The sequence below is a fragment of the Brevibacillus sp. NRS-1366 genome, assembly GCF_050467985.1.
Genome location: NZ_JBITPN010000018.1, coordinates 27138 through 54012 on the forward strand (window position 1 = coordinate 27138; position 26875 = coordinate 54012).

The 26875-nt window shown below is 48.4% G+C and carries 25 protein-coding genes, 1 pseudogene and 1 other annotated feature (1 of these 27 running past the window's edge); of the genes and pseudogenes, 19 read left to right on the top strand and 7 right to left on the bottom strand.

Going from position 1 to position 26875, the window contains the following annotated elements:
- Positions 1 to 37, bottom strand: a binding site (T-box leader); it reaches 226 nt to the left of the window's first position.
- A 185-nt stretch (positions 38 to 222) separates the two neighbouring features.
- The 4 genes from ACIFQN_RS11875 (at position 223) to ACIFQN_RS11890 (ending at position 5342) form a co-directional block, all read left to right on the top strand.
- Complete coding sequence (locus ACIFQN_RS11875) at positions 223 to 1521, top strand: ArsR family transcriptional regulator (RefSeq protein ID WP_429833243.1); 1299 nt, start codon at positions 223 to 225, stop codon at positions 1519 to 1521.
- A gap of 64 nt (positions 1522 to 1585) precedes the next feature.
- Entirely contained in the window at positions 1586 to 2386 is an 801-nt protein-coding gene (locus tag ACIFQN_RS11880; RefSeq protein ID WP_429833244.1) for an extracellular solute-binding protein, read from the top strand.
- 474 nt (positions 2387 to 2860) lie between these two features.
- Complete coding sequence (locus ACIFQN_RS11885; protein ID WP_429833245.1) at positions 2861 to 4090, top strand: Zn-dependent hydrolase; 1230 nt, start codon at positions 2861 to 2863, stop codon at positions 4088 to 4090.
- 64 nt (positions 4091 to 4154) lie between these two features.
- On the top strand, positions 4155 to 5342 hold the full coding sequence (locus ACIFQN_RS11890; RefSeq protein WP_429833246.1) for a M20 family metallopeptidase: 1188 nt from the start codon (positions 4155 to 4157) through the stop codon (positions 5340 to 5342).
- A 192-nt stretch (positions 5343 to 5534) separates the two neighbouring features.
- Here ACIFQN_RS11890 and ACIFQN_RS11895 read toward each other — a convergent pair whose 3' ends face one another.
- Positions 5535 to 6116: a hypothetical protein gene (locus tag ACIFQN_RS11895; RefSeq protein WP_429833247.1), complete on the bottom strand. Its 582-nt coding sequence runs from the start codon at positions 6114 to 6116 to the stop codon at positions 5535 to 5537.
- A gap of 279 nt (positions 6117 to 6395) precedes the next feature.
- On the opposite strand from ACIFQN_RS11895, the gene ACIFQN_RS11900 reads away from it, so the two are divergent.
- Positions 6396 to 6575, top strand: a complete 180-nt coding sequence (locus tag ACIFQN_RS11900; protein ID WP_429833248.1) for a DUF2642 domain-containing protein — start codon at positions 6396 to 6398, stop codon at positions 6573 to 6575.
- A gap of 88 nt (positions 6576 to 6663) precedes the next feature.
- On the opposite strand, the gene ACIFQN_RS11905 is transcribed toward ACIFQN_RS11900, so the two are convergent.
- Positions 6664 to 7455: a HipA family kinase gene (locus ACIFQN_RS11905; RefSeq protein ID WP_429833249.1), complete on the bottom strand. Its 792-nt coding sequence runs from the start codon at positions 7453 to 7455 to the stop codon at positions 6664 to 6666.
- A gap of 171 nt (positions 7456 to 7626) precedes the next feature.
- On the opposite strand from ACIFQN_RS11905, the gene ACIFQN_RS11910 reads away from it, so the two are divergent.
- From ACIFQN_RS11910 to ACIFQN_RS11920, 3 genes are all read left to right on the top strand, one after another.
- Positions 7627 to 8322, top strand: a complete 696-nt coding sequence (locus tag ACIFQN_RS11910; RefSeq protein WP_429833250.1) for a metal-dependent hydrolase — start codon at positions 7627 to 7629, stop codon at positions 8320 to 8322.
- Positions 8323 to 8417: 95 nt separating this feature from the next.
- Positions 8418 to 9206: an arylamine N-acetyltransferase family protein gene (locus tag ACIFQN_RS11915; protein ID WP_429833251.1), complete on the top strand. Its 789-nt coding sequence runs from the start codon at positions 8418 to 8420 to the stop codon at positions 9204 to 9206.
- A 151-nt stretch (positions 9207 to 9357) separates the two neighbouring features.
- Positions 9358 to 9810, top strand: a complete 453-nt coding sequence (locus ACIFQN_RS11920; RefSeq protein ID WP_429833313.1) for a TspO/MBR family protein — start codon at positions 9358 to 9360, stop codon at positions 9808 to 9810.
- Positions 9811 to 9855: 45 nt separating this feature from the next.
- Here ACIFQN_RS11920 and ACIFQN_RS11925 read toward each other — a convergent pair.
- Positions 9856 to 11052 (bottom strand): annotated as a pseudogene (locus ACIFQN_RS11925) (MFS transporter); the annotation flags it as partial.
- A 134-nt stretch (positions 11053 to 11186) separates the two neighbouring features.
- Here ACIFQN_RS11925 and ACIFQN_RS11930 point away from each other — a divergent pair.
- Positions 11187 to 12023: a helix-turn-helix domain-containing protein gene (locus tag ACIFQN_RS11930; RefSeq protein ID WP_429833252.1), complete on the top strand. Its 837-nt coding sequence runs from the start codon at positions 11187 to 11189 to the stop codon at positions 12021 to 12023.
- 2 nt (positions 12024 to 12025) lie between these two features.
- On the opposite strand, the gene ACIFQN_RS11935 is transcribed toward ACIFQN_RS11930, so the two are convergent.
- Positions 12026 to 13318: an amidohydrolase gene (locus ACIFQN_RS11935; protein WP_429833253.1), complete on the bottom strand. Its 1293-nt coding sequence runs from the start codon at positions 13316 to 13318 to the stop codon at positions 12026 to 12028.
- A gap of 218 nt (positions 13319 to 13536) precedes the next feature.
- On the opposite strand from ACIFQN_RS11935, the gene ACIFQN_RS11940 reads away from it, so the two are divergent.
- From ACIFQN_RS11940 to murQ, 7 genes are all read left to right on the top strand, one after another.
- Positions 13537 to 14394 carry a MurR/RpiR family transcriptional regulator gene (locus ACIFQN_RS11940; protein WP_429833314.1) on the top strand — a complete coding sequence of 286 codons (858 nt, stop codon included), beginning with the start codon at positions 13537 to 13539 and terminating at the stop codon, positions 14392 to 14394.
- A 15-nt stretch (positions 14395 to 14409) separates the two neighbouring features.
- Complete coding sequence (locus tag ACIFQN_RS11945) at positions 14410 to 15453, top strand: serine hydrolase domain-containing protein (RefSeq protein WP_429833254.1); 1044 nt, start codon at positions 14410 to 14412, stop codon at positions 15451 to 15453.
- A gap of 37 nt (positions 15454 to 15490) precedes the next feature.
- Positions 15491 to 16804, top strand: coding sequence for an ABC transporter substrate-binding protein (locus ACIFQN_RS11950; RefSeq protein WP_429833255.1), 1314 nt, complete (start codon positions 15491 to 15493; stop codon positions 16802 to 16804).
- A 99-nt stretch (positions 16805 to 16903) separates the two neighbouring features.
- A complete protein-coding gene (locus ACIFQN_RS11955; protein ID WP_429833256.1) occupies positions 16904 to 17836 on the top strand; it encodes a carbohydrate ABC transporter permease in 933 nt (310 codons plus the stop codon).
- Between the two features lie 39 nt (positions 17837 to 17875).
- Positions 17876 to 18700, top strand: coding sequence for a carbohydrate ABC transporter permease (locus tag ACIFQN_RS11960; protein WP_429833257.1), 825 nt, complete (start codon positions 17876 to 17878; stop codon positions 18698 to 18700).
- Complete coding sequence (locus ACIFQN_RS11965; RefSeq protein WP_429833258.1) at positions 18687 to 19682, top strand: N-acetylglucosamine kinase; 996 nt, start codon at positions 18687 to 18689, stop codon at positions 19680 to 19682. The genes ACIFQN_RS11960 and ACIFQN_RS11965 overlap by 14 nt, the downstream gene beginning before the upstream one ends.
- 5 nt (positions 19683 to 19687) lie before the next feature.
- Complete coding sequence (murQ, locus tag ACIFQN_RS11970) at positions 19688 to 20590, top strand: N-acetylmuramic acid 6-phosphate etherase (RefSeq protein ID WP_429833259.1); 903 nt, start codon at positions 19688 to 19690, stop codon at positions 20588 to 20590.
- 88 nt (positions 20591 to 20678) lie between these two features.
- Here murQ and ACIFQN_RS11975 read toward each other — a convergent pair whose 3' ends face one another.
- Positions 20679 to 21998 (bottom strand): oligosaccharide flippase family protein, encoded by a 1320-nt coding sequence (locus ACIFQN_RS11975; protein ID WP_429833315.1) that lies wholly within the window; start codon positions 21996 to 21998, stop codon positions 20679 to 20681.
- Positions 21999 to 22075: 77 nt separating this feature from the next.
- On the bottom strand, positions 22076 to 23170 hold the full coding sequence (locus tag ACIFQN_RS11980; RefSeq protein ID WP_429833316.1) for an amidase domain-containing protein: 1095 nt from the start codon (positions 23168 to 23170) through the stop codon (positions 22076 to 22078).
- 212 nt (positions 23171 to 23382) lie between these two features.
- On the opposite strand from ACIFQN_RS11980, the gene ACIFQN_RS11985 reads away from it, so the two are divergent.
- The 3 genes from ACIFQN_RS11985 to ACIFQN_RS11995 all read left to right on the top strand — a co-directional run bounded on the left by ACIFQN_RS11985 (position 23383) and on the right by ACIFQN_RS11995 (position 25517).
- Positions 23383 to 23637, top strand: a complete 255-nt coding sequence (locus ACIFQN_RS11985; protein WP_429833260.1) for a hypothetical protein — start codon at positions 23383 to 23385, stop codon at positions 23635 to 23637.
- 323 nt (positions 23638 to 23960) lie between these two features.
- Positions 23961 to 24275, top strand: a complete 315-nt coding sequence (locus tag ACIFQN_RS11990) for a DUF3870 domain-containing protein (RefSeq protein WP_429833317.1) — start codon at positions 23961 to 23963, stop codon at positions 24273 to 24275.
- A 27-nt stretch (positions 24276 to 24302) separates the two neighbouring features.
- On the top strand, positions 24303 to 25517 hold the full coding sequence (locus tag ACIFQN_RS11995; RefSeq protein ID WP_429833261.1) for a sensor domain-containing diguanylate cyclase: 1215 nt from the start codon (positions 24303 to 24305) through the stop codon (positions 25515 to 25517).
- Here ACIFQN_RS11995 and nhaC read toward each other — a convergent pair.
- The gene (nhaC, locus tag ACIFQN_RS12000) at positions 25495 to 26871 is read right to left on the bottom strand and encodes a Na+/H+ antiporter NhaC (protein WP_429833262.1); all 1377 of its coding nucleotides are present in this window, start codon (positions 26869 to 26871) and stop codon (positions 25495 to 25497) included. The two genes, ACIFQN_RS11995 and nhaC, sit on opposite strands and share 23 nt — an antisense overlap.
- Positions 26872 to 26875 lie beyond the last annotated feature (4 nt).

The following is a 26875-nucleotide window of genomic DNA, read 5'->3' on the forward strand; positions in this document are numbered from 1 at the left end:
TCGTGAAATGACTACTCTTCTTCCTCATTGCCATAAAATAATACCCTTTGAGCAAACATTTTACCGAGTGTAGAAGGAAAAAGCAAGAGGGTCTTGACGAGGAAGGTGGATTGTCTGGAGAAATTCGGGCATTGGTAGTCGATGATCGAACCGGCTAGCTGTTGAAATTCTTTTCTTTTTGCTATCCTTAGGGTACAAAACCGCGCGAAAGAGTGACGTGTATTGAAACTGCGACTAGGCGTAATGGGCGCGGATGATTCTCTTGCCATCATCCAATCAGTGATGCCGGAATTTCCCGAAATTGAATATTTGCCCTTTGTTTATTGGAAAGAAGAGGATATTACTGATCTGCTCCTGCCCCATGTAGATGAGGTGGATATGTGGCTGTTCTCCGGGCAGGTGCCATTCGCCTTGGCTAGCGCTACTGGCAAGGTCCAGGTTCCGATGGCTTACGTGCCGCATATCGGGGCTAGTTTGTATCGAACCTTGCTACATTTGTCCCACCAGTTGGGAATAAGGGTGGACGAGGTGAGCTTCGATACGTTTTCACCGGATGAGCTGGATCATTTTCTGGAAGAAGCGGGAATTGAGGATGGATTCAAATGGCTGAGGCATTACGAGGGTGTGATTTCTGCCAGTGAGCTGGCCGACTACCACGAGATGCTGTGGCGAGAAGGGAAGACCAAAGCGGCTGTCACTTGTTTGCGAAGCGCTGGTTTAGAGCTGGAAAAACGCGGTGTCCCCGTCCATCGGGTGTTGCCCACGCGTGCCGGCGTACTCTCCGTGCTCCACATGCTGCTGCGTACGAATGAGATGCTCCATTTCAAAGACTCGCAAATTGCCGTGCAAATGATGGAGATTGATCCGTTCCGTGAACTGGGTGGTGGAACCTTTTCTACGGATGAGTGGCAAAATGCGGAGATCAAGACGATGGAAAAGCTGCTTCGCTACACCAAGTATCTGCAGGGCTCGCTCAAAACAGCGGGACCGGGGCGGTATGTGATTTTTACCACCCGCGGGAATTTGCAGGAAGTGACGTACGACTATACGACTATTCCTGATCTAGAAGGAATGATCGGGATACGCGCTGATCTGGTTACTTGCGGGATCGGCATTGGCAAAACGGCTTACGAAGCGGAGATCCATGGAGGAACAGCGCTGATGCATGCCAAAGAGAGGGGCACAGGAAACTGGATGGTGTTCTTCGATGACAAAAGTGTCGTAGGTCCATTGGGGCGTGACGAACAGATCGCCTATCGCTATACTTCCCAGCAGCTTCAAGAGGTGAGTCAGTTGACCTCGCTGAGTGTGATGACTTTGTCGAAGCTGGATTCCATTTTGAAAAAACGGGGGACGAACCTGATCAATGCCCACGAATTGGCGCAGCATATGCAGATTTTACCCCGAAGCGCCCGACGAATACTGATCGAGCTGGAATCAAAAGGAATTGCCCAGGTGGTCGGTGAAGAAAGCCCGAATCCGCGGGGCAGACCGCGTAAAGTGTATCGAATTACGCTGTAAATCAAACCGTTTTCCACTTGGGCTCGTTACCTAGTGTGACAAGACAAATCCCAAGGAGGAACAGATGAAAAAGACGTTCATAGGAGTAACAGCGCTTTCGATCATGCTCTTTACTGCGGCATTAGGCTCTGCCCACACAGCACAGCCAAGTACTGGGGCAACTAGCACGAGTGTGGTGCAAAAAGAAGAGATCATGCATGTGTATGGGCCTGGTGGGCCACTGGGGCCGATGAAAGAACTGGCTGAGCGCTTTTCGAAAGAGACAAAGCTGAAAGTAGAAGTGACGGCCGGGCCTGAAGCCAACTGGATCAATCAGGCACAAATGGATGCTGACGTCGTTTTTGGCGGCTCTGAGTACATGCTGCAGGAGATGGTGAGCAAATATCCAGAGCTGATTGACGAAAAGACGAGAACGACCTTGTACCCGCGAGCGGCCGGAATCCTTGTACGCAAAGGAAATCCGAAAAAAATCGAAGGAATCAAAGACCTGACAAAGCCGGGGATGAAAATCATTGATGTGAACGGCGCGGGACAGCTCGGTCTCTGGGAAGATCTCGCCGGTCGCCAGGGACTGATTCCAGGCATCCAGAGCAACATAGCGATTTCAGTCAAAAGCAGTGCAGAAGCCGTTGCCTTGTGGAAAAACAGCAATCAACTGGATGCGTGGATTACATACGAATCCTGGCATTACCGACTGGTGGAAGAGACCGATCTCGTCCAACTGCCAGAAGCAGAAAAACTGTACCGCGGTACCCCGATCGCCATCGCCAAAACAACCGACAACAAGAAAACCGCCCAGCAGTTTGTCGAGTACCTAAAAACCGAAGAAGCCCACCAAGTCTTCCAAAAATGGGGCTGGAAATAGAAAAAAGAGTCCGATCGAGAGGGTCGGACTTCTTTTTGTAGGTTCGAACTTGATTATTCGTATTTTAACGTATTGGGGGACTACCATCTACCTGAGCAACCCGCAAATTGAAAGGAACGAAAAAGACAAAAGGCTTGTAAGAGGAAAATGGAGAAAAGCGAAGGTCTTTGGAACACCGACCGAGGCGGAACGAAAAAAACGAAACACGGTTTTAAGCGTCCACCTTTGAGAAACGTCCAGCTCGGCTGCTTTGGACGCGAGTTTCGCTTTTTTCATGGAGCCGTGCAGCACATCCCCAGAGAAGTGTTCCAAGAACCTTGAGCCTTTTCTCCATTTTCCTCTCCACCACCAAAGCCCCTCACCACCAAAGCCCCTCACCGCCAGAGTGACAAAATAGACAGACTATTATACAATTAAGGTCATAACCGTAAATCAGCCGATATGCATGATTTTTGATACAGGAGATGGTAAGCCATGATCAATTCAGAACGACTTTGGGACAGATTGATGCAGCTGAGTACGATCGGTACGTGTGAGGCAGGAGGGATTACGAGGCTTTCGTTTACCCCTGAGGAACGAGCGGCAAAGGATCTGATCGCAGGCTTCATGAAAGAAGCGGGACTTACTGTGCGCGAAGACGAGGTAGGCAATCTGATTGGACGAAAAGAGGGGAAAAACTCCGAGGCTCCTATTGTGCTTATTGGCTCACACATAGACTCTGTGCCCAGCGGCGGCAACTTTGATGGACCGCTTGGCGTATTGGCAGGCGTAGAGGTGCTGCAGACAATGAATGAGCAGGGTGTGGAGACAGAGCACCCGATTGAGGTATTGGCGTTTACTGATGAAGAAGGAACCCGCTTTGGCTTTGGTATGATTGGCAGTCGCGGGATTGCCGGGTTGTTGCAGCCTGATGAGCTTACTCCTCAGGATAAAGATGGTATTTCGATCGCGGAAGCTATGAAGCAAAGCGGCCTAGACCCCGAGAAAATCAAGGGAGCAGCTCGCACTCCCGGCAGTGTGAAAGCATATGTGGAGCTTCACATTGAGCAAGGAAAAGTGCTGGAGAGTCGCGGATTATCCGTTGGTGTCGTGAGCGGTGTAGCAGGCCCGCTGTGGCTCAAGTTTGTGCTGGAGGGCGAAGCGGGACACGCAGGTGCAACACCGATGAATATGCGACGCGATCCATTGACTGCGGCTGCGGAAGTCATGCTGTGTATCGAGCGCGAAGCAGCACGCAAGCCGGTCAGCGTAGGCACTGTGGGCAAAATGCAGGTGTTTCCAGGCGGCGTGAACATCATCCCGGGGCGAGTCGAGTTTACCCTTGACCTGCGCGATGTAGACAAGGCAATTCTTGACGAAGTGGAACAAAGCATCATGCGCGAAGCCGAAGCGATCTGCGCCAGACGCAACGTCCGGCTGACAGTAGAATTGCTGCAACGGATTCCTCCAGTTATATGTTCGGACAATATTCAGGCGGCGATCAGAGAAGCTTGTGCAGCGGAAGGCTTGGAGACGATGACGCTCCCAAGTGGCGCTGGTCACGATTGCATGCAGTTGGTTGATCTGTGCCCGGTCGGAATGATTTTTGCGCGTTCACGCGATGGAATCAGCCACAATCCAGCTGAGTTCACCAGCAAAGAGGATTGTGCAAACGGTGCACAAATCCTGTATCGCACCGCATTGTCCTTAGCCAACCAACGTTAATCATACATGAAAAAAAGAGACCCCCGGGCGCGAGGGACGATCCCGGACGAGGAGGAAAACTAGGATGACAACAGCAGCATCAATGAATCAGGCAGTAGAAGCAATGAAAGAGCAGGTCGTTGCTTGGAGACGCTACTTGCACGAAAATCCGGAGCTTTCCTTCCACGAAGAAAAAACAGCTCAGTTTGTATATGAGACGCTCGTTTCTTTTGGCAATTTGGAAATAACAAGACCGACGAAGAACAGCGTAATGGCTCGTCTGATTGGTCCCGAACCAGGAAAGGTTTTGGCTATGCGCGCTGACATGGACGCTTTGCCGATCACCGAAGAAAATACGTTTGAATTCATTTCGAAAAACCCTGGCGTGATGCATGCGTGTGGTCACGATGGCCATACATCAATGCTGCTTGGCACGGCAAAGATTTTGTCCGGCATGAAGGATCAGATTAAAGGTGAAGTGCGCTTTTTGTTCCAACACGCTGAAGAAGTATTCCCTGGAGGCGCCGAGGAAATGGTACAAGCGGGCGTCATGGATGGCGTAGACATGGTTATCGGTACGCACCTGTGGTCGACTATGGAATTTGGTACAGTAGGAATTTGCCCAGGACCGATGATGGCAGCACCGGATACGTTCTGGATCACCGTGCTTGGAAAAGGCGGACACGCTGCACTGCCGCATGAAACCATTGACAGCATCGCGATTGCTGCTCAGGTAGTAACAAACCTTCAGCATGTCGTTTCCCGCAATGCCGATCCACTGGATAATCTGGTTCTCTCGGTTACGCAAATTATCGGAGGTACGACACACAATGTCATTCCGGGAGCGGTGAAGCTATGCGGTACGGTCCGCAGCTTTGACAAGAATCTGCGTGAGTCCGTACCTGCACTTATGGAGCGTGTCATCAAAGGAATTACAGACGCACATGGTGGAAGCTATGAATTCAAATACGAGTTTGGCTACCGTCCCGTAATCAATGACGCGGAAGTCACACAGCTGATGGAAGAGGTCGTAGTAGAATCGCTTGGAGCCGAATGGGTAGAGCATATGCGACCAACCATGGGCGGTGAAGACTTCTCCGCATTCCAGCAAAAAGCTCCAGGCTGCTTCTTCTATGTAGCTGCTGGTAACCAGGAAAAAGGCATTACTTATCCACACCACCATCCACGCTTCACCATCGACGAGGATGCGCTGGAAGTGGGCATGAAGATGTTTGTCAATGCAGCAAGAAAGATCGTAATGGAAAGCAAGTAAATAAACGTGAACGAACCTCCTGTTACTGGCAACGGGAGGTTTTTTACGTGTGAAAGCGGAGAATTGCTTGGAAGAAAAGCGCGATGGCATCATTTTTACGAGTATCTCCAGGCGATCGGAGCGGACGGGAAACTGCGGATTGAACTAGAAGAGAATCGCATCATTCTTTTCCCGCCTCGCCGATGACCTCTATTAATGAATGCGAAAAAGCTTCTGCCAAAGGGTTGTTTTTCGCTCTGCGTCCTTCATTTTCGCTAGCTGAGCCTTGGCATCCATAATATCATTCATCGCTTTTGTCAGGCGCCGATCTCGTTCTTTCAAGCTACTGCGGATATATGCTTCCTGCTTTTCCACCCGAGCCAGTAATTCCAGATGGGCAGCGTCTTGTTGCTGGACATGACTGGCTAGGATATGCAGCTTTTCATCAATGGCAACGATTGCCTCATCATTCACTTTTGGTTGAGGAGCAGGAGCCAGGGCAACGGCCGTTTCCATCCGGGCTGGCTCAGGGGTATTATGCGTGACGATCATCTGGGCTGCTTCTTCTTGCGGAAACAACTGATCCTTCGTTAAACGGTAAAATCGCTGGAGTGCAGCGATATCAATCTGTCTGTACTCTCTGCGGTTCTGATTGTCTCGCAGGAACCAGTAGCCGTGATTTTCCAATAGCATGCTCCATTTGCGCAGCGTGCTCGCCCCGATGCCCAGCAGTTCGGCAACCTCTCTGCCGCTATATGTCCGCTCTCTGGCCACCAATTCAATAACATCCCCCATGCGTATCCCTCCTTCATGTATTTCCCGATTCTTCTTCTATATCCGTTTCTGTATGCATTGATCTTTTCCTTTTGGAATCGTGCGACAAAAACCTGCAGTGTTCGTAGTGCGCGGAGAAGTTTTTAGCGAATCTGGCACCGGGCGACAAATCTCGTCTATTTGCAGCGACACCAGGGACAAATGGTTACGGGTACAAGTACATTTTCTTTCGGTCTGTGCATTTGCGCTAGTAGGGCTATGCCAAACGTACATAGGATGCAGAATAAGGAGGGATTAACCATGGCATTCAGTGATCAGGCAAAAAGTATGATTGGAACAGATGTACGGGTAGAAACGAGAAATGGTATATTTACAGGCAGAATGGTCGATGTAAAAAGAAGTACTATTATTATGCGCATTGACGGCCGCCGCAGCATTATTCGAATCGCGGAGATTATTGCGCTCCTTTCCCTTATTTAACGGCTGATCAGTGCAGAAAAAGCACCTCTTGGGTGCTTTTTTTGTATTCATATACATCATGACAAGGATCGATCCAGGACACAAAGCATCATAAAACGGCCCGGCAGTTCTTGTTTAGTTGATCAAGTATAACAGACATGATTTTTCTCAGTTTTCGTTTGCGAAAAAGCAAAAGCTTTTGAATGAATCTTTCCTTCGCTTTTGACAAATGGGACTTGGGTACGCTCTTGATTGCTTTTTTAATATTCGATTTGGTTAATGACTCGATTTTTTGAATCATGTCTGCTACCGCATCTTCGTTTTTCAGGATCAATGATTTTATGCCATTAGATAGCCGTATGCCTTTGTTTAACTGAGGATGCTTTGCCTTTATTCTCTTGGAGAGTGGCGGTTTGCTCGGTGACCCAAATAAGGCACTTCCGTGGTCAATCAAATACCAATTATATTTTTCAGTGGGGTTGTTGCGATATAGCACGATGTTGACGCTCGTGCGGTCAGGATTGAGAATCCACGTGTCAAATACGACGACCTGCGCCAAGAGGTCGCTGCCATTGACGAAGTGCTCAGGGGCGAGATGCACCTCTTTGTCAGCCTGATTCCACGTAATGACTTCGGTAGCGCGGATTCTGACAGAAACCATGCCCCGCATTTTTTCTTTTTTCGGCCCGCGTACTGTTTCCTGACTCAGCTTGGCAACTGGGAGCCCCAATCGTCTGGCAAGCGCAGCAGCAATGTACTCGTTGGCCACCATCAGGCGGTACTGTTTCATTCGATGGCGTAGAGGGCACTTGAAATACCCAGTGGATCCTTTTTCATTTTTAATTAGCCAAATTCGTTTGCGGGAAATTTTTTTCACAGTCTTTAAGTATTTCCATCTCAAGATATTTACTCCTCTCCTATGGGGTGCAAGTATCTTTTGCTATTCACTGTATGAGGAGCACTTCGCTTAGGAGAAAAAATAAGCATATAGATGGTGCGGATTTTATTCCCAGTACCCTTCGTGGTAATATGGTTAAGAGATCGTAAGAAAAGGAAAAAGGCAGGGGATACCATGTTGGATATTAAATTTCACGGTCATGCCTCCGTTCAATTGACAACCGAAGGGCATTCGATCATGATTGACCCGTTTATTTCAGGCAATCCGCTGGCTGCCACCAAGCTGGAAGACATTCACGTACAGTACATTCTTTTGACTCACGGGCATCTGGATCATATTTTGGATGCCGTCCAGCTCGCTAAAGCAAACGATGCAACCATCGTGGCTACGCATGAACTGGCTACATACCTTGGTTGGCAGGGAGCCAAGACTCTCGCATTGAACCTGGGAGGATCGACGACGCTCCCGTTCGGAAAAGTGAAAATGACCCAGGCTTTTCACAGCTCTGCAGTCGTGCTGGATGACAAGCAGCAAATTGTCTACATGGGCATGCCGGGTGGCTTTATCATCGAAATGGATGGAAAAACCGTCTATCATGCAGGCGATACCGGCTTGTTCGGTGATATGAAGCTATTGGGAGACACCTATGACATCGACTTGGCGTTCTTGCCGATCGGGGATGTGTTCACGATGGGACCGGAGGATGCACTGAAGGCAGCCGAGTGGGTAGAAGCGGATTTTGTAGTGCCGATCCATTACGATACCTTCCCGCCGATCAAACAGGATGGAGAGGCATTCGTAGAGGCTTTGGCTGAAAAAGACATCAGAGGAAAAGCGATGAAACCGGGAGAGCTGCTTCGTCTGCCGTAGGACGGGCTGGAAAAAGGGGAGGGATAGCAAAAAGGGCTACCCCTTCTCTTTTTCTATCTAGCAAATTCGCAAAACCATTCTTGGAGGAATCATAAATGAGTGAACTTACTGCTTTATTTCGGAAGAGAATCGGTATGCCCGAAAACGAAAAAGTTTCATTTGAAACATTGGATAACGTTCTAGAAAAAACAGCAAATGCCATCCCTTTCGAAAATTTATGCATTATTGAAAATAAATTAAACGACATCACAAAAGACTACATCGTGAATAAAATACTGGTCAAAAAAGAAGGCGGGCTTTGTTACGAATTAAATTCGATATTGTATCTCTTTTTAATCGAAAATGGCTTTGACGCAGTCTTGTCACGCGGAGTTGTTTATAAAGGCGCAACGCAAGGGTATCACACCATTGGACGAACACATGTCACGATTCTCATCACGCACGAGGACCAAACGTATTTAGTCGATACTGGCTTTGGCGGGAATTTGCCATTAAAACCCGTTCCTCTAACCGGTGAGGTCGTCACTTCTCGCAACGGCGAATTTCGAGTCCGACAAATAAATAGTGAACACGGGGACTATGTTCTGGAAATGAAATTAAAACATAAAGATACGGATTGGAGAATCGGATATGCCTTCCGTTCGGATCATCCTATCAGCGATATCTCAGAATTCAATGAGATCCAGACGATCATCGCCGAACATCAGGAATCTCCCTTCAACAAAAATCCGTTAATCACAAAGCTAACAAATAAAGGGAATATGACTTTAACGGATTCTTCCTTTACCCAATGGGTGGATGGGGTAGTTTCAAAAGAGAACATTGATAACGAGAGATTCAAAGAGCTGTTAAAACAGCACTTCGGGCTACCTGGTGCGCCATGAGAAGAGCATGGCATAAAGATTTTTTAGCGGGGATGTTCCCGCTTTTTTCTTTTCACTAGAGTCCAAATCTGTGAAAACGGAATGAAACTGGCAGGAGCGCTCATAGACTAGTGCAGAGACACTGGGCAAAGGAGCGGAATGGCTGATGAAAATGATACGCGATGTGCTGTTGTTTCTAGCAGTGGTTGCACTATACTCCCTGGCAGGCTTTGCGTTTCCAGGCGGTGGAGCTTGGTACGATGCCCTGACCAAGCCCGATGGAACACCGACTGACTCTATATTCGCAACCGTCTGGTTTATTTTGTATATATTGATTGCTATTTCTGCTGCCCTTTTGGTCCGAAATGGACAGATGAATCAGGAGCTATTTTTATTGTTTGGGGTAAATTGGTTTTTCAATCAACTATTTCCTCTCTTGTTCTTCGGTCTTCACCAGCTTTTTTTGGCTGCAATTGACACCATTCTGGTACTCTATTCGACTTGGGTGCTGATCCGCGTCAGTCGTCCTCATCATAAGATCGCATCTTCCTTGCTCATCCCCTATTTGCAGTGGGGCGTACTCGCCATCTATCTCTCCTGGGGACTCTATCTGCTCAATCGTTGACTTTCTTTTTTCTTCCCGCAAAAAAGGAATGTGCATCAGTAGCTTCAGCACCATTCCCGTGCCTAGAATGATGATAGGGTAAAGGAGAGCGTAAGCATCAAACAGCTTGCCGTACAGGTGAAAACCAGCAAAACGGCTGAGAGCGAACAACATTCCCATGACAGAAACGAATCGCCCCAGAACGGGTGGATCGATCGTCTGCTGATAAAAAGTCCGAAAAAATACACCGTACGTACCAAAGGCAAAAAACAAGAGAAAGCTGACTGCTCCGAAATAGCCAACAACGAGTAGCGGATGAAGCTGGAGTACTGCAAAGAAGCCTGGGTGAACCAGTAACAGCAACGGACTGACAAAAACAATCAAGCCAACAATGCCGATCCCGATGTTGACAGAAGAAGCGTAGCGTTTTTGCAAAAAGATAACTCCTGCGATGGAACAGAGAGAGCCAGCTGTTTGCAAGCTTTCGACCATCCCGAAATCAAGATCACTGCCAGCAAAAACCTGTTTGATGAGGAACGGAAAACCCAGGAGTACGAATGGAAACAGGAATAGATGTGTCAACATACCGTTGGCTACCAACGAGAAGATTCTTGTGTCATTTGTAAAGGACTGCAATCCAATTTTTATTTCATGTAAAATAGTGGAAGAGAAGTCCTGCTTGTTTTGCGGCGGAATGGCTATAAAGCATGTCGCAGCCACAGAAAACAGATAGAGAACGCCATTCACGAGAAAGACAATGCTGATGCCGAACTGGCTGTAAACAACTGTTCCCAAAAAGGGAGCAAGCACACGGATTGACTCCACAATGGTAGTATCGAAGGCGTTGGCATCGTTTAAATCTTCCCTTTTGACGATGGCAGGCAGGAGCGTGACATAGGCTGGCGCTGCAAAAACATCGCAGGCGGAAAAGAGAATCACAGAGGCGTATATCACTTCCGCTTGGATAGGAGACAGCTGAGAAGATAAAAACAGCGCCAATAGGCAGACAGCCCTTCCAGACTCCAAGAGGAGAATCAGCGTGCGCTTGTTCATGCGGTCAACGACCACACCTGCAAGGGGACCGAGAAGAAGATGCGGAATGATTCCTAATGAGAGAACCGAGGCAAACATCGTCGCAGAGCCTGTCAAAGACAGGATGTATAACGCAAGTGAAATGTTCAGAAAGATCGTGCCAGATAAAGAGAGCGACTCCCGAATCAGAAACAGCACGAAGTTGCGATTGCAAAATAAGGACCAATTCATCTGTGTCAAACACACCTCAATCCAGTATGATGATCCTATTATTGCAGACGAAAGAGAGGCAGGCTCGGCGATTATTGCGATGGAAACCCCGCATTAATTGCGGTTTCTGACACAGCTAGGGAGTGGATAGAGCTATGGAGGACGTATCAAAATTGCTTACATTAGAGATGGAGCAATGTGCCATTACGATATATCAAGTGGCTGCTCGCTCATCGGATGACTTGCATGATCATCAAGATTTTTACCAGATAAGCATACCGATAGATGGTTCTCCCCGCATGGAATGCAACGGGGAGGTGAGGTATGTGACAGGTGATCAGCGTCTGGTGCTCTCTCCCGGTTACCGTCATCGGCACTATGCCGGGGAAGAGACAAGCCGCATGATGCTGATTTTTTTTCGTGAAGCTTTTTTACGGGGAGTAGAGGCGGAAAGGCTGGGGACCCCCCCTTCATCCATCGAATTTATTCCGTGGGCCGAAGGAGCGTCGGACGTCTTTCGTCGATTAGCCGAGCAAGCTGTTTTGCAAACCATGTCACGGCCGTTAAGTCCATTGGAATTACAAGAGACAGAGCTGGAGCTGGCTCGTTTGCTCCTGACCCTTCAAGACGGGACACATGACAACAAGCGCCAGGATCAGACCTTGCTCATTCGTCACCCGGCTATACGGCGAGTTGTCGAGTATCTTCAGGAGTATTCGTCTGCACAAATACAGCTGGATGTCCTGGCAGAAGTTGCCGGACTCAGCAAGTATCATCTGATCCGGTTGTTTCGTGCGCAGCTAGGCCAAACCCCTGCCCAATACGTGGCTGCTTTACGGATAAACAAAGCGATCCATCTACTTCAAAAAACCGATTTGGATATTACAGCCATTTCATTTGAGACGGGGTTTGGCAGTTTGGGCACATTTGAGCGGGTCTTTAAAAGGCAGGTAGGTCTTTGCCCCAGCCAATACCGACAAGCATGGAAATGAGGCTACAATCCTTCTACTAATCGGGCAGCCCGTTCTGCCGACTCCCTGCGAATCTCTTCCCATGACATGGTCAACAATTGACGGCGGTGCATCAAAATCTGACCATTGACTATCGTGGTGTCTACATCCGCCCCTGTAGCACTATAGGCAACGAGCGCATGCAGATTGTGGACAGGCTGCAAGTGTGGCTTGTTCAGATCTAATAAGATCAGATCGGCACGTTTGCCTTCCTCGAGCGTTCCTACTTCTTTTTCGATGCCGAGCAGCTTAGCGCTTTCGATGGTTGCCATCCGCAGCACCTGCTCAGCGGGGAGAACCGTAGGATTGCCATGCTCCAACTTCTGCATCCATGTCGCTGCCTTGATTTCGGCAAACATATCCAGTGTAGTGGCACTCCCCGCACCGTCTGTCCCCATTCCCACTGTAACTCCATTTGCAATCATATCTGTGACAGGGGCGATACCGCAGCCGAGCTTGAGATTGCTCACGGGGTTGTGCGAGACTCCGCCCTTCATTCCGCGCAGCAGCTTGACGTCTGTTCCCGTCAAATGCACGGCGTGAGCGAGCAAGACATGATTGTCTTGAAACAGGCCGGCTTCATGCAAATACTCTGTTGGTGTCTGGTTATACTTCATGCGGATTTTTTCAATTTCCTCGCGGGTTTCTGCCAGATGGATATGCACGGGAATCCGTCTTTTTCGAGCGAGATCAATGACCTCTGCCAAAGGCTGGGGAGGGCATGTATAAGGAGCGTGAGGTCCCAGCATCGTTGTGATGCGCCCGTCACCAGCGCCTGTCCAGTTGTCGATGAGATCCAATGCTTCAGTCATGCGGCGGCCGCCATCGTCCTCTAAAAAAACGAGCCCACGTGTTAAAGAAGCGCGCATGCCACTGTCTACCACGGCCTGAGCAACAGCATCCATGTGCACGTACATGTCGGCAAATGCAGTGGTCCCCGAGGCGATCATTTCCGCCGTTCCCAGCATGGTTCCAAAGTAAATGTCTTCTTTGGTCATACGTGCTTCGGCAGGTAGCATCTTTTTGTCCAGCCAGTCCATCAGCCTCAGATCATCGGAAAAAGCGCGCAAAAGTGACATGCTGGCATGGTTGTGAGCATTGATGAGTCCAGGCATCGCAACCATTCCTCCTCCATTCAGCACCCGATCAGCCGCTTCCTCAATCGATGGTGTGATCTTGGCAATTCGTTCGTCCTCAATCAGAATATCCCCGATGAAAGGCTGTTCTTTGATACACATGGTGAGGATGGAGCACCCTTTAATCAAGATACGTTTCATCCTGCAATTCCCCCTTGAGTTATGATGATGGCTCCAAGCGTAAAGGTTGACGCGGCGTCAAAGTCAAGTGGGAAAGTATCTCGAAAAAATAGAAAGAATCATGGGAGTAGTAATTATTTTTCTACTTTTGAAATATTGTTTATTAGATAACAATTGACGAGGGAAATAAAACTTCATAAAATGAAGGTAAGATTTGGGGGAAGAAAGCGGTGTCACACATGTTAAATGGAGGTCTTGTCAGTCTGCAAGCGATTTTGGACGAGTTGAAGCCATCGGAGCGAAAGGTAGCTGGGTTCATTCTCGCCCATCCCGAAGATGTGGTCAAATTGTCCGTACAGAAGTTGGCGGAGCTTAGCGGTGTATCCGAAGCGACCATTATCCGTTTGGCCCGTTCCTTGAATATGAAAGGCTATCAGGAATTAAAGCTGCGCATTGCCGGCGATCTGAACAAACAGACAGCCATGGGCAGCTATCAGGAAATCATGATGGAAGGCTCTGTTGAATCGATCATGCAGGCAGTTAGTTGGAACAACATCCAATCCATTCAGGATACGCTGTCCGTCTTGTCGAACGAAGAGGTGAAAAAGGCCGTAGACGCTTTGTCGCACGCTCGCAAGATTGATGTATATGGTGTGGGGGCATCCGCTGTCATTGCAGACGATATTAGGCAAAAATTTTCCCGGATCAATCTGTGGTGTGAAGCTTACTCTGATTTTCACGCACAGCTGACCTCTGCTGTCACTTTGACTGATAAAGATGTGGTAATTGGCATCTCCTACTCTGGGCAAACCGAGGATATTATCCAGTCATTGACAGAAGCGAAGCAGCAGGGGGCGACAATCATTACCTTGACCAAATTCGGTCCTTCTCCTGTAGCCGATTTGGCAAATATCCGCCTTTTCACCAGTTCTGTCGAGAAAAGCATCCGCAGTGGAGCGATGGCATCACGGATTGCTCAGTTGAATGTCATTGATATTTTATTCATCACTATGGTCAGCCGAAAACAAGAAGAAGTGATTCCGCTTCTGGAAAAGACGCGGCTAGCCGTTAGCAGGACAAAACGCTCATCGAGCTGAGGAGGGAGGGAGAGCATGGATGATGTGAAAGTGCTATTGCAGGGCTGGGTAGACCAGGGCCTGTTGCCGGGGGCGGCTCTGCGGGTCGTACGTGAAGGGCGCATCTGGTACGCCTGTGATGTAGGTACAACGAGCAGCGCAGGAAATCAGCCTGTAACGCCAGACACATTGTTTGACCTGGCGTCATTAACCAAGGTGACAGCAACACTTCCAGCTCTCCTGCTGCTATTCCAAGAAGGAAGGGTCGCGCCCGAAGATCCGATAGGCACATTTTTTCCGGATTGTCCTGCCGACAAACAAGCGATCACGATTGGGCAACTCCTCACACATACGTCTGGGCTGCCTGCTGATTTGAAGGAGCGCAGGCGCGATAGCAAGCTTTCATTACCCGAGCTATTGTATCAGCAGGAATTGCTTGCAGGGCCGGGAACACAGGTGGTCTACAGCGATTTGGGCATGATTTGGCTGGGGCTTTTAGTTGAACGAGTGACAGGAGAGAGACTGGATGCGTATGTCACTCGGCGTATCTTCACGCCGCTTGGGATGAATCATAGCCTTTATTGTCCGAATACTTCTGTTTTTAGGAATATTTCGTATACAGAGTATTGCTATTTGACAGGAAAATACATCGTAGGAGAGGTCCATGACGAAAAAGCATATGCAATGGGTGGGATAGCCGGACACGCGGGCTTGTTTTCAACTGCGGACGATGTGAGTCGCTACGCGATGAGCTGGCTGTATGGAAAGCCGCTGATCATTGCAAGCGAGGAAAGAGAGCGTGCCGTCCGCTGGCATACCGAGCGAGCCTCTGGGAGTAGGGGATACGGCTGGGAGTTGAATCGCTCAGAAACGATTCTTAGCTGTGGAAGTGGCTTTCATCCAGCGAGCTACGGACACACCGGGTTCACCGGCACCAGCATCTGGATTGATCCCGTAAACGAGTGGGCGATCATCTTTTTAACGAATGCGGTACACCTCGGACGTAATCATGGGCTTCGTCAATTGCGTCCCGTTTTACACGACGCTGTCACGGCTCAGCTTCAAAAGAGTCTGACATAAATAGAGCAAGGGGTAAAGAAAAGGGGGAGGGTTTAGGATGAAGCAATTTCGTTTTCACGCAGCAGCATCTGTCGTGTTGGCGGCAGCCATGGCACTTGCCGGATGTAGTGGCGGTGGTGGGACCGAGCCGGCCAAGCCAGGCAATGAACCGGCGAACAACTCAGGCAGTGGGCAGGGGAATGGCCAACAGGTAACGCTGTCGATGCACAGCTGGCGGGTAGAAGATACAGATGGCTACAAGCAAATTATTAAAGCTTTTGAGGCAGATAATCCTACCATCAAGATCGACTTCAAACCATTCAAGGCAACGGAGTACAATACGATCCTGAATACAGCGCTTCAAAGCGACAGCGGACCGGACATTTTACAGCTCCGTCCGTATGCCCCAGGTGTTTCCTTGGCGGAGGCAGGATATTTGGAACCGCTTGACAACGTACCTGGCATCTCCGGTTTCCCAAAAGACGTCCTAGCAGCAGCGACAGCGAAAGACGGCAAAGTTTACGGCGTGCCGCTTTCCCTTAACTCTACGCAATTTTTCTACAACAAGAAAATTTTCGAGCAAAATAGTCTGAAAGAGCCCAAGAGCTGGGACGAATTAATTGCAACCTCAAAAGCTCTGAAGGAAAAAGGAATTGTACCGATCTCCTTTGGTGCAAAAGAAGGGTGGCTGCTGTCGCTAAGCCATGGGGTAATTGCTCCAGCTAGCTACAGTGGCACTGATTATCTCGACAAGCTGTTAAAAGGGGAAAGTGATCTGAAGAGTCCCGAATTCCTCGAGGGCGTGAAACGCATGCAGGAACTCATCCCTTATTTCCCGGAAAATTATGTAGGGCTTGAACTGAATGACATGAGAACGTTGTTCGCCACAGAAAAAGCAGCGATGTTCATCAACGGAAGCTTTGAACTGGAAGGGCTGAAGAAGCTGAATCCTGACATGCAGCTGGATTTCTTCCCGATGCCGACCAATGACGGAAAAGCAGTCATTACGACATGGGTCGATGGATCCTACGCCGTGAACAGCAAGTCGAAGCATAAGCAGGAAGCTTTGAAATTCATGGAATTTATGGCGACCAAAAAGTTTGGAGAGCTGTTCGCAGGCCAATTTAAACGAATCAGTGCAGTACCCGGTGTGACTACAGATGATGCGCTGGTTAACAAAATGGCAGAGCTGTCGCAATCCAGCTCCACGCCTTATTTGATGGTTGTACATTTTGCAGAAGGCAAGCCGACGACAAAACAGACGCTGGAAAACGCACTGCAAGGGATGTATCTAGGCAAATTGAGTCCAGAGCAAGTAGCGGATGAAGTGCAGAAGTCTGCTGCTACCTGGTTCCCTCCATTCAAGAAATAAAATGGTAGCTGCGGGAGTGGATTAACTGATTCACTCCCGTCATCCTAAAAAGAATCTGCTCAAAACTTCCTCTAAAAGGGGGTGGATATCATCAGCACTATGAATAGGCAAACCATCCGACCAAAAGGTAAAGCACGCTGGCTAATCCACCTGTTTCCGCTTCCTGCACTCGTCGTATACGCATTATTCGTCGTGTATCCGATCTTTTCAGCGTTTTTGTATAGCTTATACGACTGGGACGGAATCAAGCGTGGCGTATTTGTAGGGCTACAAAATTTTGTGACCCTATTTACGGTAGAGCCCTTCAACGAAATGTTCTGGAATGCCTTTGGCCACAACGTCTACTATTTTATCGTAGAAATGATTGTGCAGAATGGGATTGCCTTTGGACTTGCTTTTCTCATTTACAGAAAAATTCGCGGATCAAGCTTTTTAAAGATTGCGTACTTCATGCCGAGGCTGCTCTCAGTCATCGTTATTGGATTTTTATGGAAATTAATCCTGAATCCAAACTACGGCGCACTAAATACATTATTGACCAAAATCGGGCTCGAGGAATGGGCCAAACCATGGCTAGGGGATCCGGACACAGCACTTCTTGCGATCATACTCATCAACTGCTGGTTTGGAATTGGTTTTGCAATGCTGATTTTTTTAGCGGGACTGCAGTCGATCCCGGAGGAATTGATCGAAGCTGCGAGATTGGACGGTGCACGAGGGTTTAACTTGCTGTGGAAAATCATTTTACCGCTGTGCATGCCTTCCATCACGATCATGACCATTTTTACATTTATTCAGGCTTTTGAAGCGTTTGAACTGGTTTATGCGATGCAAGGCTCTATGGGTGAGCCGTTTCGTTCGACAGACACACTAGCGGTCTACTTTTATCGCATGGCGTTTAGCAGCGCAGGAGGTGCGGGAGATGTGGCTGTCGGTCTTGGATCTGCCTTGGCTGTCGTTCTCTTCTTCATCGTCGCGTCTGTATCCGCGCTCTCTCTTTATTTGATGCGCAAGCGCGAAGTCCAGCATTAACTGTTCCGTAAAACCTATGCTTGAAAGGAGGGATACGGTGTGAAAACAAGTGTGGGTGGCCGTACCGTGCAGTACGTGGTGGCGTATGTCTTCATGCTGGTAGCCCTTTATCCCATTGTGCTGATGTTTGCTTCTTCCTTTAAAACAAATATGGAGATCTTCGCGAATCCTCTCTCGCTTCCGAAATCCCTTAGTCTGGATACGTACAAGAAGCTGTGGGATGCAGTGCCTTTTGCCGATTTCTTAATGAACAGTGTGTTTGTGAGTGGTTTGTCCGTCTTGCTGATCACTGTCTTTTCTGCCATGGCAGCCTTTTATTTGGCCAGATTCTCTTTTAAGTGGACAGGAGCGCTTTATTTCTTCTTCCTCGTAGGACTTATGATTCCGATCAAGCTGGGAATCGTACCTTTGTTTTTACTTATGAAAAATCTTGGACTGCTCAATTCGCTCTGGTCGTTGATTCTGATCTACACGGCAAGCGGTATACCTGTTTCAGTGTTTATCCTGACAGGATTTTTCCGTACGCTGCCAGTGGAATTAGAGGAGGCAGCGAGAATAGACGGGTGCAACCATTTTCAAGTGTTTTGGCGAGTGCTGTTGCCCCTGATTCGCCCTGCGCTGGCGACGGTTGTGATCATCAACTTCATCCATGCTTGGAACGACTTCTTCTTCCCGTTGATCTTCATCCAGGAAGATGCCCTCAAAACGATTCCGATCGGCATGATGGTGCTGTTTGGCGAATATGAGACGGATTGGAGCCTGCTGTTTGCCGGGCTTACGTTGTCTGCATTGCCGATGATCGGAGTGTTTTTGATGGCTTCGAGGCAGTTCATGGAGGGGTTGACAGCCGGTGCGGTCAAATAACGGAAAACAGTGGTTCATTGGTATAGATGGCGGAGGAACAAAGACCAGAGCGGCGATTTGTGACGGGACTGGTCAAGTGCTGGCACTTGCGAGCGGTGAAGCTTCGAATCCGCTTTCCCGTCCATGGGGAGAGGTAGAGCGTACACTGCGAACATGTATCGCGGATGTGCGAGAGCAGGCGGGAGTCAGCGAAGGGGATGTGGCCGGTCTCTATATCGGTCTTGGAGGAGCAGATCGTCCGCGGGTAAAAGCAATGATCCAGAATGCTTTTGCGGATTCGTGGCAGGAGCGGTTGTTTATCGACAATGATGCGGTAGCGGCTCTTTACGCAGGAACGTGGGGCAGACCGGGAATTGTCCTCATTTGTGGTACGGGTTCGATTGCTTATGCGGTGTCCGAGCAAGGCACGCGTCAAAGGGTCGGAGGATGGGGGTACTTGATAGGGGATGAGGGAAGCGGTTTTGATCTGGGAAGGAAAGCGGCTGCTGCTGTATTGCGAGCATATGATGGGCGAGGTAAAGAGACGCTGCTGACAGAACTGTTTCTCACCCATTACGGAGTCGAGCGTCCTGATGAGCTGATCAGCATGATTTATGAGGCGAGCAATCCGCGTATGGCTTTGGCCCAAACGAGTGCACTCGTAGAACAGGCTGCGGCTTTAGGCGATGCGATCGCTGCCGAACTGATTAGTCAGGCAGCAGACTTCCTGATTGAACTGGCTAGTACTTGTCTAGCAAAAAGAACAGAACCTCTCCCTGTCGTTCTGGCAGGTGGATTACTTACCGCACAAACGATGTTGCGGCAGCAGTTGATAGAAAAGGCGCCCTTTGCGACCGTGATCCCAACTGTATCGCCGGTGATTGGTTCTCTAGTGGCAGCTATGACACGCAAAGGATGCCATTTAGACGAAGAAACGATCAAGCAACTGCAGGCAAGTGGAACAAAGAGAGAGGAAATGAAAAAAGTTCGGGAACAGGGGTGAGGCCAGTGGGCGAAAACTTGCACCAACTCCATACAGAAATGCGAAACGCTGCGAGTGAGCGATTGGATCAAATGTCGGCTGTGGAAATTGTTACATTGATGAATCAAGAGGATCAAAAGGTGGCTCTTGCTGTGCAGCAGGTTCTGCCTGCGATTGCCGAGGCAGTAGAGTTAATAGAAAGAGCGCTGAAAGCTGGAGGGAGGCTCTTTTATTTTGGCGCTGGAACGAGCGGCCGTCTAGGCGTGTTGGATGCAGCGGAATGCCCGCCTACCTTTGGTACCGATCCAGCGATGGTGCGTGGAATTATTGCTGGCGGGGCGCAGGCCATGCTGGAAGCCATTGAGGGAGCCGAAGATTCACAACAACTGGGGCACGAAGATGTACGTCGGGCAGGAGTCAAGCAGGGGGATGTCATCGTAGGGATCGCAGCGAGCGGAAGAACTCCTTACGTGATTGGTGCTCTGGAAGAAGCGAAAGCGGTGCATGCGTGGACGATTTCGCTTTCCTGTAACCCTGATCCCAATATTAGTCAAGGAGTAGACGTTTCGATTAATATCGTCGTGGGTCCAGAGGTGGTAACTGGATCAACACGTCTCAAAGCAGGAAGTGCCACGAAAATGGTCTTGAACATGTTGACGACAGCTAGTATGGTCCACTTGGGAAAAGTGTACGGCAATCTGATGATCAATGTGCAGGCGACCAACTGGAAGCTGCGAGAGAGAGCCAAGCATATCGTGATGCAAGGGACGGGAATCAACTATCTGGAAGCGGAAAAGCTGCTTTTGGATGCAGGAGGAGATGTGCGTGTGGCAATCGTCATGCAAAAGACAGGACTGCCCGTGGCAGAAGCCTCTGAGCGGCTGAGACGTGCCGGAAATAGAGTGAGAGAAGCGATTGAGGAAACATAGGAAGGAAGGGAGAAAGGAATGCCGGGCCTGCTCCCGAGCATTCCATCCCAACTGAACCCCATATGTAAGGTTTGCCCGTCTACCAGGGCTACTTCTTTCTTTTTGTTCGAGGGTATAAGGCTTGCATCAGGATTAAGAGATTATATAACAGGGAAATGATTTCGAAGGAGAGAATTCCCAGAGCAATACCTACGAAGCTATATCCGGGTATTCCGATGAGAATGAAGTTGATGATGCTCGATATGATTGTCGCTAGAATGAGACCAATCAACGGTTTTTTCTTAACATCCATTGTCCAAAGAACGGTTGTAGAACATTCTCTGAGGCCTGTGAGAAATGGAATGAGAGAGAGCGCGCGGATGGTGCTTGCGAGTGATTCGTTCCCAATCACAAGAGTAGATATAAGGTTAGAGTAAACCGCTAAGAGGAGGGCAGAACATAATCCCCAAAGCAATGCTGTGTTAAAGGTTACTTTGATTTTGTTCATAAACTCCGCAGTATTATAGGTTTCCCATGCAATAGTCAATCTTGGCATAATAATATGACTGAGGGAGCTAGTAATCAGTGTGGGTACAAAAACAACTGTGGCAGCCATACCAAAAAATTCTCCGTATATCCTTGTAGCCTCTTGTACCGAATAACCAGCAAAAACAAGCCGGTTCGGAACGAGTAGGGAATCAATAAAATCTGTAACGGGGAGAATGATCCGAGTACCCATTATCGCTATGCATGACATGATGAACACGGGAATGGAAGGAGATTCAGGCTGTTCATTCGTATGTAGATTTACGTTAGGAAATGAGGAAGACAAAGGAACAAGTAAAAACAAGAATGCGATGAGAGCACCTAAAACCGCACCTAAAAGCGCCCCTCCTACCGCCTCTGAGAGCCCTTTTTGCATCAGTAGACTAGCAAAAATAACCATGGCGGATACACGGACGACTTGTTCAATCAATTCTGACATAGCAATATACCCATAACGCTGTATACCTTGCAAGAATCCTCTCATTAGGCTTAAAACGGGAACCAGCAAAATAGCCGGTGCGAGAAACTGAATAGGTCTGACAAGCTCTATTTTACCAAAAAGCTTTGCTATCAGAGGAGCGTAAAAATAGGATAACAGACCCATGAAGACTCCTAGAACCATAAGCAGAAATAATGAGAAGTGGAACCACTTTTTTCCTGTTTGGATGTTTTTAGCTGTTTCTAAAGAAACGCCTGAAGCAAATCCTCCAGTTATGACAGTAATCATCAGACCGTAGTATGCGTACGCCATTTGATAAAGTCCGATTCCTTCCGAACCAAGTAAACGAAACAGAAAAATTCGCCCCAGAGCACCGATCAGTTTAACAATGGTTAGCATGACCGATCGTAGCAAGAAATCCTTAAGGAGTTGGGGTAAGTACATTTGCACCGCCCTCTTTAACCTTGCCTTTTCAACATTGTATGAAAGAGGGCGGACAACTATGTAGAATCTCCTTAACTCTAGTTTCCAATCCGAAACAAGAGGAACTTCGTATTTTTATCCCAGCCTAAATCCCATGGCACATGATACCGATCAGCAGTATGTGAATTCACCAGAGTATAGCCTCTGATATCTCGTGCAGTGACTACTGAAAAATGGTCAATATCTCCACCCATTTCATAACCAATTACGTCTCCAGGTTTTAATTCGGCAAGTGCAGTATTTGGGAATTTTTTTGTCGGTTTCGCCACTTGATCATAGGTACCCCGGGCAATTAAGGTGCCATAACCGCTGCGGATTAAAAAATTCTTGAGTGAATCGGTACGAACCCATGATACATTGCCACCTTGGCTGTATTTGTAATGCCAATCGGGACGCATAGGAAGACCGCCCCCTTCTTCTCGGTCTCCCAAGACTTGCGAGGTAAAATTCGTGCAATCTCCTCCCTTGAACGTATAATCCAGGTACTTTTTGTTATATCGTTGATTGCTTCCTATTTGGTTGGCGAGGCCCGCATATTTGTTCGCGTATTGGACGGCCTTTTCACGATTGTATTTTTTTCTCCCTTTATGATTTGAATGGCCATTACTCATGAAGGTCTTCTCTACTGGTTGGGAAGCGGGAATCAATCTAGGATTTTCGTCTAATGGATCAAGATACCATTCTTTGAGAACATGCCACTTGCCGTCATGCTTCTTTAAGGTTAAGACATGTCTCGTACCGATACCCATTGTATGTAGTTCCTGATCTGAATATTGATAGGTGAGCTGAAGGGATTGTGTGACAGAAACTCGAGCAGTATCACCCATATTTTTTACTCTGATAATACGAATATCGCCAGAGGAAAACACAAACTTGACTTTCCTGGCATCAGCCCATTTGTTAATATATATCGTTCTCTTTCTTTCGTGCTCCATGGCTAGTCTGCTGAGTTTTTCCGCAGGCAAATAGAAGGGTTGCACATTTTTATATTGTTTATCCACAAGTAGTTGAATACGTGCGGCAAATAATCGATGGAGGAACGCTTGGATGTCATCGTTTTGATTATCCATCGCGTATGCAGGCTTTGAGGTTACTAAGAACAAGCAGATCAGGATCTGGAGTACCTTTTTCACTTTCAATTGATGCCCCTCCCACAAATATCTGTAAACACTGATTTGAATTCCGACATATTGTCCCCATTTCGTTCTTCTCCAAAACTCAACCGATATTTTTTCTGCTAAGCAACCTCGTCCATATGCAATACGATTCCCTAATATTTATTTTTTCCCCATCCCTTTTGCGGTATGATAGGCAACATGGTCTTCATTTAGAGGCGTAAAAAGATGTGGGCAAAAATGGCTTCATTGTTTTAACAGACGTGCAGCTTTCCAGGAAGAGAAAAATCGGTCCCATCTTATCGCTGGCAATCTCGGCGATGCTCGAACAGATTTTACATACGTTAGTCGGCTTCGTCGATTTGTTTTTCGTATCCACTCTAGGAGCGACAGCTATCGCGGCAGTCGGTGTGGCGAATGCCATGGTACTCGTGGCAATGGCTATTTTTATGGCAGTGGTGGATCGGCTCTCTTTAGTTCCTTGATGGTCACATTGGGAAGCATTTTACGTTCAAATGGGGATACACGTACGCGACAGCGGTAGGCATGTGGCTAGTGAGAATGGTGGGAGTCTATCTGTTTGGCTTTCAAATGGAAATGGGCAAAGATTTCTACACATTTGGCGAGCAGAAAGGATGGAAAGAACAGAGCAAATAGGGTAAAATTGGTTTTAATAAGCAAGTCAGAACGGTTAGGCTATTTCCGCATACAGGGGTAGCCGTTTTCTTGTCTCAGGACAGACGCTAGCAATTTTTTCAAAACTCGGAAAAACTGGAATTCGCAGGAGGATAAGTAAATGGGTGTGGGGATGACGAAAAATACAGTACTCACAGCAGGTTTTGCCCAGATTCCAAAAGGAACCCCGCTGTATGAGGTTTCCACCATGGTAGGCTGTGTACTCATCATTGACGTTGATAGCGATCAAATATGTGATGCCAGTTTTACGTTCGTTATGGACAAGACTAGCGAGTTTTTGGTTCATTTGCTAGTTGGAATGACAGTCAAAGACGGCTTGCAGGAGATCACACAGGTCGTACAAGAGCGTTTTCTGGCACCAGGTCAGGGCGCCGTCTTGCAGGCGATCCGTGCAGCAGTTGAGCGTTACCTTGAGAAGAAATCGTAAGCCTATCCAATGGCCGGAGGGTTGTACATGCATGAAGACTTTGCGGTAAGAGAAGCGTATGCGAGGCAGCTATTGGAGCGTTATAGCCAATGGCTAAGCCGTATTGAACTAGTGGATAGCCGAGAGCTGGAAGCAGTAGCACGCGAGGTTGGCGATTCTCTGTCAGAACATGATGGTGCTTTGCACGGACAGCTCCTCAAGCAAATTGGCGCGTTGCATGACAAGGTAACGGAGATGCTTTGGATGTCAGAGCATATGAAAATCTTGCACGACTTGAGCCACATTTTTGCCAAGACGTATGAAGAGGATCAAATATTGTGGAAAGCATTCGAGCTAGTTTCGCGGGTAATGCGTACGGATGCCTTTTTCATTGCCTTTTACGATGAGGGTGACAGTGAGATCAGAATACCGATTAGCGTCGACAACGGCATCAATTACGGACCAGTTGTTGTTCCCTATGGTCAAGGATTGATGTCAAAAGTGATCGATACGCGACAAACGATACATATTCGAACGATGCGAGACGAGCCGAGTGAGCCCGAGATGATCAGATGGGGCAGTCCGGAGATTGACACGAATACCTGTATTTTTGTTCCCCTGATGCTGGGCAATCAGGTAAAAGGAGTCATCTCAGCCCAGTCCTATCGAGAATTTGCCTATAAAAAAGAACACGAAGAGCTGCTCAAGATCATCGGCTTTCAAGTAGCGAGTGCCATAGAGACCGCGCGTTTATACGAGCGCATGTACGAAATGTCGTTTCAGGATGAGCTGACAGGTATCGCCAATTACCGTGCATTTCATCGCGATTTGGAGAGTCTGCTTAGTATGGAGAATGCCTCTGTCGCCTTGATCATGCTCGATTCGGATGGTCTAAAGACGGTGAACGATCATTACGGCCATCATGTGGGGGACGCAATGATTCAAAGGATTGCAGAGGCAATGAAAGCAATTGCGGGAACAGAGGACAAGGCTTATCGCTATGCGGGCGATGAATTCATGTTGTTATCACCCGGGGCTACGATGGAGGAAGCACAGGAAAAGGTTCGGGCGGTACGGGAGTATTTGCGCGTCCGTCCATTGGTGCATGACAATGGCTATATCCCGGTAGCCGTTAGTGTAGGGATTGCACGATTTCCCGAAGATGAGAGTACAGCGGACGGCTTGAAGCGGGCAGCGGATGAGGCATTATACCGCTCCAAGCGCCGTGGAAAAAACTGTACTACAGTATACGCGATTGGTTAACCTTTTTACTGCGCCATGCGAATAGGATGGTCAAGATTGGGGAAATCCATAAATAAATCACGTATGGCAGATAATCGATGGTCGCGATATGCAGTGTACTCGTGAAAAAGGCACCGCTTACCCCCCATGGAATAAGTGGATTGACCAGCGTACCGCAATCTTCCAGGGTTCGCGACAATCGTCTTCCTTCCATTCCACGAAGGGCAAATGCATCGCGAAACATCTGGCCAGGGAGCAGGATCGACAGGTACTGTTCTCCGGTCAAGACGTTGACCAGGATGGAAGAGGAGCCGGCCAATCCTACCATCGCAGCGTCCCGTTTGATGCGCTTGATGAAACCATCAAACAGGGTGTGGAAAACGCCACTGTACTGAAGGATTCCTCCAAGAGACAGAGCGATGAGAATGAGGGCGAGTGACCACGTCATGGACAATAACCCCCCGCGATTGACAATTGCTGTAACGGCTTCGTTGGTGATATCACTGGCGAAGCCGTTTTGCATGACGTTCATCCACACGACTGGTGAGTGCACACCTTGGACAAAAGCTGCGGTCGCAATCCCGCTGAGAATCCCGAATACGAGAGTAGGCAGAATCGGTTTCCGCAGAGCAGAGCAAATCAGAACGACGAGTGCAGGAAGCAGTGTCACGATTCCGAGTGAAAAATTTTGCTCCAAAGCCGCCTGGATTTCTTGGATAGCGTCCAGATTGACGTTCACGGTTTGTCCTTGAAGACCGAAAAACAGGGCAGTCAGAGCAAGTGCCGGGATCGATGTGTGCATCATAAATTTGACATGTGACATCAAGGGCACATCAGCTACAGCGGCAGCAAAGTTGGTCGTATCGGAGAGCGGAGACATTTTATCCCCGAAGCAGGCTCCAGAAATGATGGCACCGGCGGTCATCAGAGGGTCCAAACCGAGTGCTGTTGATACGCCCATTAAAGCGACGCCGACCGTACTGATCGTTGTAAAGGAACTGCCTGTCACGGTAGAGACGATGATAGTCAGGAAGAGGGCGCTGATCGTGAAGTACTCTGGCTGGATAATGGCAATCCCTATATGCAAAATCATCGGGACCGTACCGCTCATCATCCAGACACCGATCAGAATACCAATCAGGGAGAGGATTAACATCGGTGCGATGGCCGTTTGAATCCCTTTGATTAGGCCTTCCTCCATCTGTTTCCATGGAATGCCAAATAGGCGTAGCAGGGTAGCGGCTGCGATGGTTGCCCCTAGAAGCGGCATATGCGGTTCTGCTTTTCCCCAGAACAGTGCGGGAAACAGGACACCAAAGACGGCAAGCAGTACCCAAAGACTTTTGGAAAAGGTTAATGATGATGGCATGTTCATGTTG